At 39.9% G+C, this 15,126-nt stretch carries 16 protein-coding genes; 5 read left to right on the top strand and 11 right to left on the bottom strand.

Annotated elements, in window-relative coordinates; translation table 11 throughout:
- Nucleotides 1–36 precede the first annotated feature (36 nt).
- Together rpsF and AC559H_RS20880 are read right to left on the bottom strand one after the other, a co-directional pair.
- Entirely contained in the window at nt 37–384 is a 348-nt protein-coding gene (gene rpsF / locus AC559H_RS20875) for a 30S ribosomal protein S6 (RefSeq protein ID WP_026796790.1), read from the bottom strand.
- A gap of 135 nt (nt 385–519) precedes the next feature.
- On the bottom strand, nt 520–2,250 hold the full coding sequence (locus AC559H_RS20880) for a response regulator (RefSeq protein WP_052338596.1): 1,731 nt from the start codon (nt 2,248–2,250) through the stop codon (nt 520–522).
- Between the two features lie 208 nt (nt 2,251–2,458).
- Here AC559H_RS20880 and panB point away from each other — a divergent pair, with 208 nt between their 5' ends.
- Nucleotides 2,459–3,247, top strand: a complete 789-nt coding sequence (panB, locus tag AC559H_RS20885; RefSeq protein ID WP_026796789.1) for a 3-methyl-2-oxobutanoate hydroxymethyltransferase — start codon at nt 2,459–2,461, stop codon at nt 3,245–3,247.
- 148 nt (nt 3,248–3,395) lie between these two features.
- Here panB and AC559H_RS20890 read toward each other — a convergent pair whose 3' ends face one another.
- The 3 genes from AC559H_RS20890 to AC559H_RS20900 all read right to left on the bottom strand — a co-directional run bounded on the left by AC559H_RS20890 (nt 3,396) and on the right by AC559H_RS20900 (nt 4,749).
- Complete coding sequence (locus tag AC559H_RS20890) at nt 3,396–3,641, bottom strand: hypothetical protein (RefSeq protein ID WP_026788263.1); 246 nt, start codon at nt 3,639–3,641, stop codon at nt 3,396–3,398.
- Nucleotides 3,642–3,799: 158 nt separating this feature from the next.
- Entirely contained in the window at nt 3,800–4,231 is a 432-nt protein-coding gene (locus AC559H_RS20895) for a VOC family protein (protein WP_026796788.1), read from the bottom strand.
- Between the two features lie 11 nt (nt 4,232–4,242).
- Nucleotides 4,243–4,749, bottom strand: coding sequence for a TIGR02652 family protein (locus tag AC559H_RS20900; RefSeq protein WP_026788261.1), 507 nt, complete (start codon nt 4,747–4,749; stop codon nt 4,243–4,245).
- Nucleotides 4,750–4,848: 99 nt separating this feature from the next.
- Between AC559H_RS20900 and AC559H_RS20905 the strand changes: the two genes are divergently transcribed.
- The 3 genes from AC559H_RS20905 (at nt 4,849) to AC559H_RS20915 (ending at nt 7,743) form a co-directional block, all read left to right on the top strand.
- On the top strand, nt 4,849–5,388 hold the full coding sequence (locus AC559H_RS20905; RefSeq protein ID WP_026795054.1) for a gamma carbonic anhydrase family protein: 540 nt from the start codon (nt 4,849–4,851) through the stop codon (nt 5,386–5,388).
- A gap of 76 nt (nt 5,389–5,464) precedes the next feature.
- A complete protein-coding gene (locus tag AC559H_RS20910; RefSeq protein ID WP_042155124.1) occupies nt 5,465–6,355 on the top strand; it encodes a polysaccharide deacetylase family protein in 891 nt (296 codons plus the stop codon).
- Nucleotides 6,356–6,435: 80 nt separating this feature from the next.
- Nucleotides 6,436–7,743, top strand: coding sequence for a glycosyltransferase (locus tag AC559H_RS20915; protein ID WP_051319460.1), 1,308 nt, complete (start codon nt 6,436–6,438; stop codon nt 7,741–7,743).
- A gap of 14 nt (nt 7,744–7,757) precedes the next feature.
- Here the strand turns inward: AC559H_RS20915 and AC559H_RS20920 are convergent, their stop codons facing one another.
- From AC559H_RS20920 to AC559H_RS20930, 3 genes are read right to left on the bottom strand one after another with little or no spacing between them, the layout of a single operon-like run.
- Nucleotides 7,758–8,825, bottom strand: a complete 1,068-nt coding sequence (locus tag AC559H_RS20920; protein WP_026795051.1) for a hypothetical protein — start codon at nt 8,823–8,825, stop codon at nt 7,758–7,760.
- Nucleotides 8,822–10,393: a hypothetical protein gene (locus tag AC559H_RS20925; RefSeq protein WP_026795050.1), complete on the bottom strand. Its 1,572-nt coding sequence runs from the start codon at nt 10,391–10,393 to the stop codon at nt 8,822–8,824. The genes AC559H_RS20920 and AC559H_RS20925 overlap by 4 nt, the downstream gene beginning before the upstream one ends.
- Before the next feature lie 22 nt (nt 10,394–10,415).
- The gene (locus AC559H_RS20930; protein ID WP_081694756.1) at nt 10,416–11,513 is read right to left on the bottom strand and encodes a polyprenyl synthetase family protein; all 1,098 of its coding nucleotides are present in this window, start codon (nt 11,511–11,513) and stop codon (nt 10,416–10,418) included.
- Between the two features lie 126 nt (nt 11,514–11,639).
- On the opposite strand from AC559H_RS20930, the gene AC559H_RS20935 reads away from it, so the two are divergent.
- Nucleotides 11,640–12,179 (top strand): hypothetical protein, encoded by a 540-nt coding sequence (locus AC559H_RS20935; protein ID WP_026795049.1) that lies wholly within the window; start codon nt 11,640–11,642, stop codon nt 12,177–12,179.
- A 67-nt stretch (nt 12,180–12,246) separates the two neighbouring features.
- On the opposite strand, the gene AC559H_RS20940 is transcribed toward AC559H_RS20935, so the two are convergent.
- The 3 genes from AC559H_RS20940 to AC559H_RS20950 all read right to left on the bottom strand — a co-directional run bounded on the left by AC559H_RS20940 (nt 12,247) and on the right by AC559H_RS20950 (nt 15,080).
- Nucleotides 12,247–13,341, bottom strand: coding sequence for a LamG domain-containing protein (locus AC559H_RS20940; protein ID WP_026795048.1), 1,095 nt, complete (start codon nt 13,339–13,341; stop codon nt 12,247–12,249).
- 165 nt (nt 13,342–13,506) lie between these two features.
- A complete protein-coding gene (locus tag AC559H_RS20945) occupies nt 13,507–13,995 on the bottom strand; it encodes a pentapeptide repeat-containing protein (RefSeq protein WP_051319459.1) in 489 nt (162 codons plus the stop codon).
- Nucleotides 13,996–14,228: 233 nt separating this feature from the next.
- A complete protein-coding gene (locus AC559H_RS20950; protein WP_026795047.1) occupies nt 14,229–15,080 on the bottom strand; it encodes a hypothetical protein in 852 nt (283 codons plus the stop codon).
- Between the last annotated feature and the right edge of the window lie 46 nt (nt 15,081–15,126).

Here is a 15,126-nt window from a genome sequence, read left to right on the forward strand (position 1 = left end):
AGAATTTGCTTCTATCCTTCCCCCTGTTTGCCCAATTTATTCAACTTCTTGAGATTCGGGTTCTGCTTCCGTGGCTTCGGTCGGCTCTATCGTTACTTCTTCCTTAATCGTTAGATAACGAATAACCTCATCGCTAATTCGCATGGCTTTTTCTAAAACAGCGATTTGGGCTCCAGGGCCTTCATAATTCATCTGGACATAAACTCCTTCCCGATGCTTGTCAATATCGTAGGCTAGACGTCGTTTACCCCGATTTTGGATTTGGATATTATGTCCGCCTTGGTCTTTGAGGAGGGTTTCGTATTTGCCGATAGACTGACCCACCTGCTCATCGTTGAGGTCGGGGCGCAAAATATACGTTGTTTCGTAAACAAAAGGCTTCATGCTGTTATTCTCCTTGTGGACAACGGGGCTTCTGAATTTAGAAGCAAGGATCTTTGATCATATCATGTATCAGGTTTGGGGTGACAATTCAAAGGCGTGAACTATTTCTGATCCCTGATTTTCACTAAATTTCACTCAACGGGTTGCAGGCGACGTAAAAACAGAAAAAAAGATGATCGGGAGATGACACCACCGTTGATCAGTTCGCACCGCTTGACAGAGATCTAAGCCAGTGAAACCCGATATTTCCCAATCCAAAATTAATAGATCGGGACGACAATCGAGTAACACATCCCAAAATTGTTCTGAGTTTTGTAGAGTATTTACACTTAATCCCTTGGCTTCTAACAAGCTAGAAACAGAGATCAAAAGCGTAGGATCATCATCCACAATCAAAACCCGATTCCCTTGGACTGACCGAGACTGGGATAAGACCTCGGTGATCGCTTTCAGGATTTCATAAGCAGGTAAAGGCTTTTGTAAAAACCTCTTAACTCCCAAACTGGCGACAGTGACCCGATCGCTTAAACTTTGCCTTCCGGTTAAAGTAATAACTGGAATTTGAGGAATCATAGGCCTGAGTTCTTTGAGCAGGGTGATACCATCTTCGGTAGAGACACTGGGAAAGGTCAAATCCAGTAGAATAATATTAGGAGGGTTTTGAGCAATCATTTTACGGGCAACCGAGAGATCCGTCGCCATTTCAATTCTTAATCCCCAGGCGATCGCTTCTATCCTAATTCTTTCCGCCAGCATTAAGTCATCATCGACAATTAAAATTAAGGGGGAATAGGCTACAGGTTCGGAAGACAGGGGCGTTAATAGGGTTTCGCGACTGGCTTCAAGACTCAGGCTAACGACTAAATCCGAAATTAACTGAGCTTGATTAACCTCTATTTTGGGCAATTCCAGTAAACATTCCAGTTCTCTGGCCACTTGTGAACCTTCCCGCAGACCAAAAATCCCTAGAGATCCCGCTAATTTATGGGCTTCGTTTCTGGCTTGTTGATGGAGTTCGGGAGTCAGCTTTCTTTGGAGTAAGGCTGGGGCGACTTGTTCTAAAATCTCAATTTGGACTTTCACCTTGTCCTTAAAATTTTCCCAAATCCTAGAGGTAATCTGGGCGATTTCTTGTCGAGAGTTACTAGAGTTGGTTGCAGTTTGGGACTCGGTAGCATCGGAGGCGGATGGGCTAACTGGCGATCGTAAACGATAGCCCAAACCATGTACCGTTTCAATCGGGTTTGCACTGCCAGCAGCTTTGAGTTTTTGTCGTAAACATTTAATATGGGTACTGACAGTTTCTTCCCCTGGAGATTCGGCAAAATCCCATAGGCGATCTAAAATTGCCCTCCGGCTAAAAATTCGCTTAGGATTGAGTAAAAATAATTCCAGTAAACAGTATTCTTTTGAGGTCAGATGTATTAATCTCTCTCCAGATTTTACCTCGTTATTAATCGGATCAAAACTCAGATTTTCCCAGGTCATGACCGCCGTAGAAACGGATTTTCCTCGGCGTAATAAAGCCCGGACTCTTGCCATTAATTCGTTAATATCAAAGGGTTTAACGACGTAATCATCGGCTCCTGCATCTAATCCCATCACCCGGTCGGTACTGCTATCCCTGGCTGTTAAGAGTAGAATGGGATTTTGATATCCTTTGCTGCGTAACTGTTTACAAACACTGATTCCATCTAGCTTAGGAATGCCAATATCTAATAGAATTAAGTCATAGAGAAAGGATCCAGCCATTTCTAAGGTTGTTAGTCCATCGGTGGCAGTATTTACGGTGTATTGATGAGCGAGTAAAATTTCCGATAAGGTGGTGCGGGTGAGTGGATCATCTTCTACTAATAAAATTTTCATGATAATTCCCCCTATAGGTTTTTTTACAGCGATGGTTGTGGGCAAAACTTCTCCCTCCAAGGGCTGATTACTGATATGGTCTGGGCGTTATCGGGTAGAAGATGTGGTAAATTTAACGGGGTGAAATATGAAGAACATCAAATCTTGTTTAATTGTAAATCCAGATTGTCAACTATTCAATCCTTATGAAATTATCTAAAATTAGTAAATGCCAGTTACAACGCAACAATTAAGTCAATGGAAACATCAAGGGCGACGGATTACGGTATTAACAGCTTATGAATATGCGATCGCTCAATTGATTGATCAAGCCGGAATTGATATTGTTTTAGTCGGGGATTCTCTGGCGATGGTTGGGTTAGGCTACGATACCACTTTACCCCTAACTTTAGATGAAATTATTCATCATGCCAAGGCAGTACGACGGGGGGTAAAACAGGCGTTATTAGTAGTTGATTTACCCTTTTTAACTTATCAAGAAAGTCCCCAACAAGCGATTCATTCCGCCGGACGAATTCTCAAGGAAACGGGTGCTCAAGGGGTGAAACTTGAGGGCGGATATCCAGCGATGGCGGAAACCGTTGGTCAGTTAGTCCAAGTGGGAATTCCGGTGATGGGTCATGTGGGATTAACCCCACAATCGGTGCATCAATTTGGCGGATATCGCAAACAGGGCAAAACATTGGATCAGGCTGAACGAATTATTGCAGAGGCGATCGCTTTAGAGCAAGCTGGAGCCTTCAGTATTGTCTTAGAACATATTCCCTCGGATTTGGCCCAAAATATCACCCAAAAATTAGGCATTCCAACCATTGGTATCGGGGCGGGGGGCGGTTGCGATGGCCAGGTTTTAGTGACTTCTGATATTTTAGGGTTATCTGCGTGGCAACCCCCCTTTGCTAAAACCTATGCTAATTTACAACAAACTATTACCCAGGCTGTGCAGGAGTTTTGTACCGAAGTTCGTGAGGGGAAATTTCCGCCGGGGAATGGATAATTACGAATTACGAATTACGAATTACGAATGGGTAATACTTCGACTTCGCTCAGTAACAGGGTAATGGGGGGATGTGGGTTAAATATAGTTATGGCTACTGCTATAACTGTAGAGACATTCTTGGGAATATCTCTACTGGGAAAGCGTTTTAGCCTTCGCCCCCTTCGCCTCCTTCGTTATCCTTATCCTTTTTTTTGTCATCATCTGAAGATGAAGACGGACTAGATGTAGTTGTGGGAGTGGGTGCGGTGGTTGGACTAGATGTGACTGCGGGAGTGGGTGCAGTGGTTTCCTCTGGTTTTGCACCTTCTCCTCCTTGATCTGCTGCACCACAAGCCCCTAAAGTAGTAGCTAAACCAACGGCGAGAAATAACTGAATGGTTTTGGATTGCATTTTAATCTCCTTAAACTAAATCAACGAAATATCAATATACCGTTAAGCTGACTCATTTGCACAAGGAAAACTAGGTTTTAACTTAAATTATTCAGTCGATTTGAGTCAGTCCCTTACCCATTCGTAATTCGTAATTCGTAATTCGTAATTCGTAATTCCTACAAAATCCGAATAAATTCCAAGGGTAAACCATCTGAATCGGCAATAAACATGACTTCATAAACCTGATCTCCGATCATTTGTTGAATCGGTTCTAATAAAATATTGAGGGGTTGCAATAAATTAGGCTGTTTGATAATAGCTTGATCAAACTGATTTTTGAGATGATTTAACCAACTAACTAGATCAGAAACCTGATTAGTTAAATCAAAAGAAATATGATAGTAACCGACATAATGTTCATCGCCAAAAGCATCGGGGGCGGGTTGGGGTTGGGGAATTTCAATTAATTCAATCCTGCCATTTAAACCTTCCATCCAACAGGCTAAAGTATATCCAGTTGTAAAGCGTTCACAAACCGTAAATCCTAGGATTTCATAAAATGCGATCGCGCGATGAATATTAGCGGTACGAATTGATATATGGTGCATAAAATTTCCCCCTACTCAAATAATCGAAAATAGGGATAACGTACAGGAGCGCCCTGTTCTTTTTCCAAATCAAAATTAATCACATTCCAACGGGGTTCATCCCCAATATCGGGACTAAATTCCACAGGTAAACCATACAATTTTGGTTCGTTTCCCTCTGTAGGATTGCACCAGGGAGTGTTCCCTTCTAAATAGCTACTAATTAAATCCTGATAGCGTTTAGCAATAATTACACGGGTTGCCCGATAGCCCTGGGTGTATAGTCGGTCTAGGGCTTCATGGATTTCAAACCGAATCCCGTCGGGATGGGTATGTTGTCGATACCATTCGTCTTGCCATCGTCGCCAATGACGGCCCGATTGCAAGTGAACCAACTCCCCTGTATTTGGGTCAGACTCAAAAGCCCCATGACGGGAACACAAATAGGTATCCGTTAGCGTCAGGGCGGGAATAGGCTGACGGCAATGGGGACAATTAATTTCAGGGCCAAAAATTGGGTACTGCAAGGCAGAATTCATTATTAAATGGTGTTAGACCAAGGCTTGTATTATAGCTATAGGAATTTTAACCTTTCTTGTTAATTCTGGCTTGTTCGTTTTTGAAGGAATCTAATACCCATGTCTCATCCATCTCCACAGAATGATCAACCTTACTGGCCCGATGTCGATATTTCCCAGGCTGCTTTTGTTGCCCCCAATGCAGTTGTTATGGGGTTTGTAGAAATTGGGGCGGGGGCGAGTATTTGGTATGGGGCGGTGGTTCGGGGGGATGTGGAACGAATTATTATTGGTGCCAAAACTAATATACAGGATGGTGCGATTCTGCACGGTGATCCGGGGAAAGTTACCCTTTTAGAAGATTGTGTTACTGTGGGTCATCGGGCGGTGATTCATTCGGCCCATATCGAACGGGGAAGTTTAATTGGGATTGGAGCCGTTATATTAGACGGGGTACGGGTGGGAACCGGAAGTATCATTGGGGCGGGTTCGGTTGTAACCAAAGATGTGCCGCCGTTTTCCCTAGTTGTGGGTGTTCCCGCCAAACGTCTGCGGGATGTGTCCCCAGAAGCTGCGTCAGATTTAATTGAACACGCCAAACGCTATGAAAAATTAGCCCTGGTTCATGCCGGAAAGGGGACAGAAATCGGATTCAGTTAAAATTAAAATTATTCTCTTTATCTTTGTTCGTGTCTTTGTGTCTTTGTGGTTTTACTCTCTGTATTATACAACAAAAATGGCAAAAAAAAATCGGATTTTGCTTAGTTTCCTAATTGGCTTACTTTGTGTGATTTTGTTAAGTATTCCCGCCCTGGGAGCTACCTACAGAACCGCCAGTATCAGAATCCCCATTTTTGGATTACATGATATTATTGACGAATCTAATATTGATCAAAGTCCTGAAAGAAGAACCCAATTTGAGAATGATTATTTAAAAAAAGATTTCTATACTTTTCTTAATTATTTAGCTAAAAATAACTATTGGTTTTTAACAACTCAAGATTTATTTATCTATTTTATTGAAAAATCCCAGCCCATTCCTTCAGAAAAAATCGGGCAAAAACCTATAATGATTAGCTTTGACGATGGTTATTATGGTGTTCACGAGAATGTTTTACCGATTTTAAAAGACTTAGAAAAAGAATACAACAAAAAAATCAAAATTGTCTGGTTTGTAAATCCAGGCTTAATGGGAGTGAGGTTAAAGGATTTTTTACCCCATGTGAGTTGTGCAGAACTACGGGATGGCTATAAACGCGGATATTATGATATTCAATCCCATGGTCAAACCCATAAACAATTAACCTTAATCAAAGGGAAAGATTTAAAATTTGAACTCGAACAAGCTAAACTCGATCTAAGAACCTGTATGGAAGATTTAGATAAAAATAAATGGGTGGCTGCTCATTTTGCTTATCCCTTTGGAAAAGTTAACCGGAGAGTGGAAAAATCCTTACCTCCCTATTATTTAACCGGATATATCTATGATGGAAATATGACACGAATTAATCGCTATACCAATAAATATCGAATTTCTCGAATCACAGTTAATCGTGATAATTCCCCTAGGAATTTGATCAGAATTGCCAAAAGAGCAACAACCTTAAAAAAAGTCACTATGTTTTAGAACTTAATTCAAGGCAAAATATTTTATTAGCTCATGATACATTTAATAATGTGGAATCAGGTATTTGTAAATTCAATCCCATGGACAGTAGATTAAAAGATCAAACTTCAAACGGCTCTGGAAAGAGAATTGTTTTAGCAACCTTTGGATCTTTAGGGGATTTATATCCCTATATGGCGTTGGCTCAGGAATTGCAAAGTCGAGGATATTCTCCCAGTATTGCCAGCTGTGAACAATATCAACAAACCCTAGAAACAGCAGGAATAGAATTTCATCCCCTCAGACCCAATGGTTTACCCCAAGATCCCAATGAGGCAGAATTTATTTCAATGATGATGGACTCCCAAAGGGGCGTAGAATACATTATCAATTATTTATTAATGCCCTATTTACGCACCAGTTATTGTGACTTAATTAAGGCCTGCCAAGGAGCAGATTTACTCTTAACCCATCCTTTAATTTTAGTGGCATCTTTAGTCGCTGAAAAAATAGCAATTCCCTGGGTTTCTACGATTTTATCTCCCAGTGCTTTGATCTCAGTCTATGATACCGCCCAGGAAAAAAGCACTCAATCTCGCCATCAACAGGCAATGGCTGTGGTGGCTAGAGATTCACTCATGCGTCTATTGCGCTCGAATGCTCGACTTAGGAGCGCTCCTTTGGAACAATTACAAGCAGAATTAGGGTTAGAAGGCGGGCTTGATCCTTTGTTTGAAGGACAATTTGCGCCGCTGGTATTAGGTTTATTTTCCCCAACCTTCGCCACGGCCAAACCAGATTGGCCCCCACAAACCCAGATTACGGGTTTTCCCTTTTACCGTCCCAATTCTGGGCCGGGGTTATCCCCAGAACTTCAGGCCTTTTTGGATAATGGGCCACCTGCGATTGTATTTACCTTGGGGTCAACGGCTGTTTTAGCTCCTGGCAACTTTTATCAAGAGGGGATGATCGCCGCCCAAGAGTTAGGATATCGGGCAATTTTGATGATGGGAAAGGCGGCACACCAATTAAACGCTTTGGGTTTACCCGAAGGAATCATTGCTGTTGACTACGCGCCCCATGCGGCTATTTTTCCCCATGCGGCGGCAATTGTCCATCATGGGGGGATGGGAACAACGGCAGAAGCCTTACGCGCAGGGCATCCGATGTTGATTGTTCCTTTTAATTATGATCAACCGGACAATGCGGCGAGAGTGGTAAAAATGGGAGTTGGACGAATATTAGACCGCAATCTTTATCAAGCGTCTACGGTTTTAGCAGAACTTAAAGTGTTATTAGGTGATCCAAATTATGCTACCCGTGTCACTGAAGTCAGCCACTATATCGCGGCCGAACAGGGAAACCACAAAGCTATTGATATTATTGAAACCTATTTGAAGTCTTGTTAATCGGTGTTGGGAGTTTACTGCACATATTCTGCATAAACAAATCCTTGGGCTGTTAATTGGGTTTCGTTAAGGTTTAGGTGCATTTCCACAGTTCCAGAGAGTTCTTCAATAAAAGTATATTGACGGGATTGATTATCGGGGACAATCAGTTCTAGGGTAGCATCAAAGTTGAGATTTAACAACAAATGATCCTGTTCATCTTGGGCTTCAATTTGCAAGCTTTGGGGCATTTTTAGGGAGCGATCGCTAAATAAAGAAGCCATAATTCCAGGTAAACGTAAGGGTTGATAGGGAACAGTTGACCAATGCCAATTTAGGCGTAAGGTTTCCCCTAAAAAGATTTTCCTTAACTGATGATTCTGATAGATAAAAATATAAGGTAAACCGCCTTGACTATGGGTTTTATTGGTTCTCCAGTCTAAGATTAGGGTGAGGGGAATTTTAGTTTCGGTTTGGGCAAAAATCACAAACCATTCCCAACCAATATCCTCTCCCCATCGGAATCGGCCAAAATTGCGATCGTGATAACAAAACCAATCGGAATTTAAGTTAAATTTGGTTTCCCCAATGGATAATTCTCCTAAAACTTCTAACCCAGGAATTAACCCCCAGCCGATAAAACCACTGCCAAATTGAGCATCTTCTGTAACTAATAAAGGAGTAGCCTTGGCTTGAGTTTTAAAATCAATAGAAAGTTGCGATGGCTCGTCAAAAACTCGGATTTTAGATTGTTCACCATTAATTTGTAAATGTACCCCTTTGGCTTGAATTTCTAAGGGTTGAGAACAGACCTGATTAGATTTCCAAGGAATAGAAACAGCCGTAGCAAAGGTCGCTATTAAATCCGTTGTTTGTAGGGAAGTCGGTAATAAAAAATTGGGGCTATTAATAATTAAACTGACTTGAATTTCTCCCCGTTGGGGTCTACCCATGAGAGTAATATTCACTAAAATTCGCATCCCGGTTTTAGGATGAATCAGAATATAATGATACCAATCTTTCCAATCTAAAGGAGATTCAGGATCATCTAAAGGAATCCGTAAAGATTCAATCTGGTTAATCAGTGAAAGATCTAAAGTCATCGTTGTAAAGATAGATTAGAATTGAGAATATCTTCTAATGGAGTTTTAACAATTACGGGTTCGAGGGAAATTGCTGGTGCTGTCTCGGCCATGGAATGGACAAATGCTGCTATTCTAGGCGAAATTAAAGCCAGTCCTAAAATAATATCAACGAACCATTTTTCAGCATTCATCCCATTTTTTTGAATTAGGTTTTCCGTTAGGGTATGATAATTTAAAATATTTGGCAAGGGCTGAGAATTTAAACTCCATAACCATTTTTCCCAAAAATAGAGTAATCCTTGGGTTTCTAAGCTTTCTCCTGTATCGGTATGAAAGGCTGATGCTGCTTGATGGCTGACAATTAACCACCGGGGAAATTGTGCGGAAGCTAAAGCAATAACCCCATTTTTAAAAAATCGAGTCCGTTGTAGTTTAGAACATAATTCTATCCCCTGTTTTTGGGTTGAATACTGATTTCCATGATCGGCTAAAATCAAAAGCACTTCTACAATAAACCAGCGAGCAGGTAAGGTATCAAAACTAGATATTCCTGTGGTTAAAGTGATAATTTTTTCGAGGGTAATAGCTTGGTTTTCTGGGTTAGTTTTAGGGGGAATAAACTTGAATAACCTCGACCCAAAAGAAGAATTGTTAAGCTGTGATGAAGCTGGAAAAATTAGAGTTTCTAATTGATTAGAAAAAGTGGGAGAAATCTGTTTCAAACCCAAAATAATATAACAAAACCAGTCTTCTGTTGGGATATTCTGTTGAGAAACCCCATCAGAAGATATCAGGGGAGAAATTAAAATAGTTTCTGATTTTTTTTCGGTTTCTAAATCAGTTTTTTCCAAACTATATAACCACTGTTCCCAAACTTCTAATCCTAATTTTTTACCTAAATAAGTTTGAATCGTAGATAAACTTGTGATCAGCCAGTGAGAAATATTAGCTGAATCAAACGCCTGCATACCTACTTTAAAAAAATCTGTTTTTTTAAGTTTATGAAGTATTTTATTTCCAAATTTAGTCTGAGAATAATCATTTCCAATTATCGCTAAAAGCGTTAGAATTTCAGCGATAAACCAACGAGAGGGAATTGTATCTAAATCGTTTAACCCTGAAATTAATCCCCAAATTGCGCCTTTTTTTTGACTGGAAAGATTAGTCTGAGATTGAATATTCTGGCTAGAAAAAGGAAAGGTGATATTCAGAGAAATCTGAATTGAGTTAGTTTCAGAATCAGGTTGAGGAGATACAAGGGTAATTAGAATGGGAATCGCTTCTGCTTCTATCCCTGGAAATCTTAACCCGATTTTCACCGGATGATCAGGAATAGTTTCGGGAATTTGGAAGGTTAAAGTCAGATTTGCCGTTTTTCCTGATAATAAATAAAGATAGGCTGGATTAACTTGATAATAACAAGATACTACCTGTTGTTCCTCGGTGAACCCATCTTCTAAAATCGGACGAATGAGTAAGGTTTCCGACTGATGATTACAACAGGATAAATTCAGGATCACATTTAATCCGAGTTTACCCTGAATTAATATCGGGAAATTGTCAGTTTGTTTTAATTCTAAATTCATGATTTTATCCTATTTTTATTGATTATAAATTGCGATAAATTACATAATTTATCAATTCTTCTAAGAATCGTCGATCATGATATTCTGAAATTAATTTTTCCTCTGGATGGACGGGAGTTTCAGCTTGAAGGAAATCCAGAGATTCGAACAGTTCTGCGGATTGATTCGCATAGGAACGAGCTAAATCCCAACCATGTTCTATACTGCCATAATTTCGCATCAATTGCAAAATAAACTCAATTTGATCTGGAGTTTTCTTTTCTCTTGGAATTGCTAAAATATTGAGAATTTTTTCTGCTTCTTGGGGTTTGCTATGGGTAATGACGTGATTTAACATCACCGTGCGTTTTCCTTCATAAATATCTCCTCCAATTTCTTTGCCATAGGTTTCGATTTCCCCAACCAGATTTAAGAGATCATCTTGAATTTGAAAGGCAATTCCTAGGAGCATTCCAAATCGAGTTAAATCAGCTAAAGGTTTGATTAATTCCCGGGCGTTAGCATTAGGATTTCCGATAATCAACCCAATCCGACAAGGTGTCATAAACGAATACCAACAGGTTTTTTTAACACACATGATAAAATAATCTTGATCCGTTAAATAGGCGGCATTATCGGCTACCCAATCTAATTCCATTGCCTGTCCTTCAACGGATTGTTGTGCCATAACTTCAATTTCATGGAGAATATTTAGGGTTTTTGTCACTCCCAAGAAAGATAGATTTTCTAATAATAAACCCACAGCTAAAACATTAGTCGCATCTCCGACATTAATGGCGCGAGGAATCCCAATCCTAGAATGTAATGTTTCTTTTCCCCGTCGAGATTCTGAGCCATCTTCAATATCATCATGAATCAAAAACGCATTATGATAAAGTTCTAAGGCGGCAGCAGTTGCTAAAGCAGATTGTCCCATGCCTCCAACAGCACGAGCTACACTAATACAAATAGTGGGTCTGAGCATTTTTCCCATGCGGAAGGGATAATCGGTTAATAAATCATATAAAGGAGTATAAGCACCTGTGCTTTGACGTTTGCTATCCACAAATTCCTGAATTTTACTAACAATAGCAGAACGGGAATTTTGTAAGGCTTCATTAATAATAGTTTGATTAAACATCGGTTCTTACTCACTCGTTACCGTTCAAATAGGTGATAGGGGTTGCTGGGGTTTTCATCGATCAATTTTTATGCTATATTAGCCATAGATTTCGGTTCAAATAAAATTCATTTTTAACTCCTAAAGATGGTTAATTTATTGAGAGAACGTCAGCAACAATTAAAGGAATGGTTAGAGGAATTAGTATTTCTAGTTCGCACTCAGGGAGGCTCAACTTGGGATGGTTTTGTCCTGGCAGTTTCAGGAAAATCCGCAGTCATTGAACTAGATGGCATTCCTTTACAATTAAAGGCGCATGGGGGTGAACAATTACAAGTTGAAATTGAACCTCTCTTTGACGTTTCGACCGTCGATTTTTGTACTGATGCTGAAACTTTAAGGGCCATTATTCAGGGACGGTTATCGTTAGATGCTGCGGTCGTTATCGGTAAAATTTATATTCAAGGAACTTTACCAAATTTAACCGCAATTTATGGGGTTGTGATGAATTTTTTGGCGGATAGTGCCATTCGTCCAGAGTTACAAGATTTATGGAACAAATTTGATCAAACTTGGTTGCCTACTTCTGTTTTTCCCATTCCTGCAACCATAGAACAACAGCATCCAATCTACAGTTATTTGATTGATAATATACCAGAGGATGTGCTTCGAGTTGATCTTGAATAGGGGAAGATAAGGGGACAAATAGAGTTAACTGTTAACATTTCAACAGTCAACACTCCCCAACCTAATTTTAGGGAATCTGTGCAACAGAAGTGACACTGAGATGTCCTGTATTATCTTGATAGCCATCATTACCAGGAATGTCATTGACAACAAAGGTAATGGTTTGACTGGGTTTTAAGACTAAAGTTGTTTCACTCCCTAATTCTGCTAAAACGGTGTTAGTTTCCACATCAACTGCTAACAAGGCAAAGGAATTATTGTTAGGATATTTCATCAGATTTTGATATTCAAAACCCTCCCATCCGGCGGTCGTACAATCGACACCTTCCCAATTAGCGGGTTTCCAGGTTCCAGAAGCAGAAATTTTAAAGCTGACTTCTTGAGCAAAAGCGTTTTTAAAGGGCGTACCAGAGGGGGATTTGATATCAACATCAAAGGTTGTTGTTTTCTCTGGCTGGGGAGTGGTAAATGGTGGGTTATCAATTAATTGAGAGGTAGGATTACCATTAATGATTCCATCTAATCCTTTCCCAGTTAAATCAGTAACTTTATTTCCAGAAATATTGCTTAAGCGCCAATATCCAACTAAATTTGGTTCTTTACCTGTTAATTGTTTATTGAGGGTTTCTTGAATTTGTTGTTCAGTTCGAGCGATATTCCAGATACGAACTTCGTCAATATATCCTTTGAAGCAACCTCCAAAACCTGATCGATCAATGTATCCTGTTCCTAGTCGCAACAGGTTATAAATGTCAGCAGATGGGGGGGGTTCTGGCTTATAGCTACTTGTATAAGATTTTATAAGTTTACCGTTGATATAAAAAAGTTGGCTTTTAGTTGCTGGATCATAAGTTCCTGCCAGATGAGTCCAAACATTTTTGGGTAAAGGATTTGCATTAGCATTGTTACTACCTTCAGGAACATGAAGTGCAAAAAATGAACGTCCGGTCTGTTCGGCAAAATCATATCCCCATTTAGAGTTATTTTTCGTGGACGGTGCTGAAGTGATAATTCCTAAGTTTGTATCAGGAATACTCAAATCTAAAACCCAAGCTTCTAGCGTAAAAGTGGGAGGATTTAATTGAGTTTGGTATTGAATTTCTACATAGTCATCAACACCATCAAAGTACAAGAGAGAGGTTTGAGGATTATTGCTGGTCATAATAATGTTCAATCCTTTTCAATAGGTTAGACTGAATTAAAATTAGGAGTATAGGGAGAAACAAAAAATAATTCCTGCTCCTCCATACTCCATTTTTAGCAAGGATTAAAGGTTAGGCTACCTAACTGATGAAAGTAAAGTGCAGCTTAAACCCTAGGGGATAACTTACTTAATAACTCCCACCATTGTTACACCTGTCATTTTGGTATTGGTTAGATTTGCACCGGTCAGATTTGCATAACTTAAATCCGCATTGCTTAGATCAGCATTGGTTAAATCTGCATAACTTAAATCCGAATTACTCAAATCAGAATTACTCAAATTTGCAAAACTCAAATTGGCATGATTTAAGTTGGAATAGGCTAAATAGGCATACCCAAAATAGGCGTAGGTGAGGTTAGCATAACCCAAATAGCTATAGGCAAAAAAGCTATAGCCTAAGTTAGCTGCCATTAAATCCACACCTAATAAATTAGCTTTGTACATATAAGAAAAGCTAAGATCGACCGAGGGAAGTTTGGCATTAATTAGATTAGCTTCATACAGATAGCTATAGGGAAAATCCCGTTTTCCTTGAAGATATAGCCAATTTAACAAGCTGACTAAATCTTTAGTATTAGGCAATGGAAAAGGCCAGTTTGCGGCAGCAGACATCGTTTTTACTCCTAATTATTAATCAATGGATAGACCAGAACGAAACTCATAGTTGATTGGATTAATCCATTCTACCATTATATTCAATTAGAAAATGTTGTCAACATTTTTTATGAAAATAAAGTCGAATTTCAAGACAAATTTATCACAAAAAACTAGAGAATTAACTCTCCTTCATCCAGGATTTTACCTAGAACCTACTGACCGTTATTAATCAAGAATGATGAAAGCGTTTAACGGCCACATGGGTATTGGTTGAGCGAACCGATTACCCATTGAACGGTTAAAGTCCCATAATTATCGGTATAACAACCCACAACGTCATTGATACGGAAAGCAATCGTTTGTCCGGGTTTAATTTCCAATTGAGTTGGCCCGGTAACTTCGGCTAAAACCGTATTGGTTTGTAGGTCAATTGCTAACAGTGCAAAGGAGGTCTGTTGAGGATAAACCATGTATTGTTGATAGGGAAAACCGGGAGAGCCTGCGGCATTATAGTAGGGCAGAAAATAGGCAGGTTTCCATTCTCCTGACGGGGTAAAGGTAAAGGTCATATCCCAACCCGATATATTCGTGAAGTTATAGCCCGTTTCTGAGGTACTGACAACATCAAATTCACCATAAAGTTCGATAGGTGGAGGTGTTGGGATTTCAGTGGGGACTGGAGTAGGTGGAGGTGTTGGGATTTCAGTGGGGACTGGGGTAGGTGGAGGTGTTAGGGGTGAGGTTTTGGGGGTAGGCCACTCTAATTCTACGACTTGAGAACGGGGTTTAGCGACATCGGCTGATGTTCCGGGTCGGGTCAGGTGAGGTTGGGCGGGGCCAGCCGTTAGCGATCGCGTGCGATCCGCAGAGGCTACAACAATATTAAAAGCGCAAATATTGTCAACACTTTGATAGACAAAATCAAAATTTGCTAAGTGGCTTAAGTCAAGCGAACCAACAATTTCATCCTGATAAGTAAACGAAATTAAATCCCCTTGATGCAGAATAGTAACAGGTGCATATTGTCCGTTATAACTAAATGTTCCTGTTCCAAAAGTCTGACCATTTAATAGCGTGCGAAATTGCAACTCGACAATCATCTACTGCTTCTCCTGTTGTTCAAAATAAATTTCAAATTTGTAGAAA

This window comes from Planktothrix prolifica NIVA-CYA 540, assembly GCF_963864145.1.
Lineage (GTDB): Bacteria > Cyanobacteriota > Cyanobacteriia > Cyanobacteriales > Microcoleaceae > Planktothrix > Planktothrix agardhii.

Excerpts from the sequence above, each read along its gene's own strand:
- AC559H_RS20880 (WP_052338596.1), bottom strand. The coding sequence starts at position 2,250 with ATGAAAATTTTATTAGTAGAAGATGATCCACTCACCCGCACCACCTTA.
- AC559H_RS20925 (WP_026795050.1), bottom strand. The coding sequence starts at position 10,393 with ATGAATTTAGAATTAAAACAAACTGACAATTTCCCGATATTAATTCAG.
- AC559H_RS20930 (WP_081694756.1), bottom strand. The coding sequence starts at position 11,513 with ATGTTTAATCAAACTATTATTAATGAAGCCTTACAAAATTCCCGTTCT.
- AC559H_RS20900 (WP_026788261.1), bottom strand. The coding sequence starts at position 4,749 with ATGAATTCTGCCTTGCAGTACCCAATTTTTGGCCCTGAAATTAATTGT.
- AC559H_RS20905 (WP_026795054.1), top strand. The coding sequence starts at position 4,849 with ATGTCTCATCCATCTCCACAGAATGATCAACCTTACTGGCCCGATGTC.
- AC559H_RS20945 (WP_051319459.1), bottom strand. The coding sequence starts at position 13,995 with ATGTCTGCTGCCGCAAACTGGCCTTTTCCATTGCCTAATACTAAAGAT.
- AC559H_RS20935 (WP_026795049.1), top strand. The coding sequence starts at position 11,640 with ATGGTTAATTTATTGAGAGAACGTCAGCAACAATTAAAGGAATGGTTA.
- AC559H_RS20940 (WP_026795048.1), bottom strand. The coding sequence starts at position 13,341 with ATGACCAGCAATAATCCTCAAACCTCTCTCTTGTACTTTGATGGTGTT.
- AC559H_RS20950 (WP_026795047.1), bottom strand. The coding sequence starts at position 15,080 with ATGATTGTCGAGTTGCAATTTCGCACGCTATTAAATGGTCAGACTTTT.
- panB (WP_026796789.1), top strand. The coding sequence starts at position 2,459 with ATGCCAGTTACAACGCAACAATTAAGTCAATGGAAACATCAAGGGCGA.
- AC559H_RS20910 (WP_042155124.1), top strand. The coding sequence starts at position 5,465 with ATGGCAAAAAAAAATCGGATTTTGCTTAGTTTCCTAATTGGCTTACTT.
- AC559H_RS20915 (WP_051319460.1), top strand. The coding sequence starts at position 6,436 with ATGGACAGTAGATTAAAAGATCAAACTTCAAACGGCTCTGGAAAGAGA.
- AC559H_RS20890 (WP_026788263.1), bottom strand. The coding sequence starts at position 3,641 with ATGCAATCCAAAACCATTCAGTTATTTCTCGCCGTTGGTTTAGCTACT.
- AC559H_RS20920 (WP_026795051.1), bottom strand. The coding sequence starts at position 8,825 with ATGACTTTAGATCTTTCACTGATTAACCAGATTGAATCTTTACGGATT.
- AC559H_RS20895 (WP_026796788.1), bottom strand. The coding sequence starts at position 4,231 with ATGCACCATATATCAATTCGTACCGCTAATATTCATCGCGCGATCGCA.
- rpsF (WP_026796790.1), bottom strand. The coding sequence starts at position 384 with ATGAAGCCTTTTGTTTACGAAACAACGTATATTTTGCGCCCCGACCTC.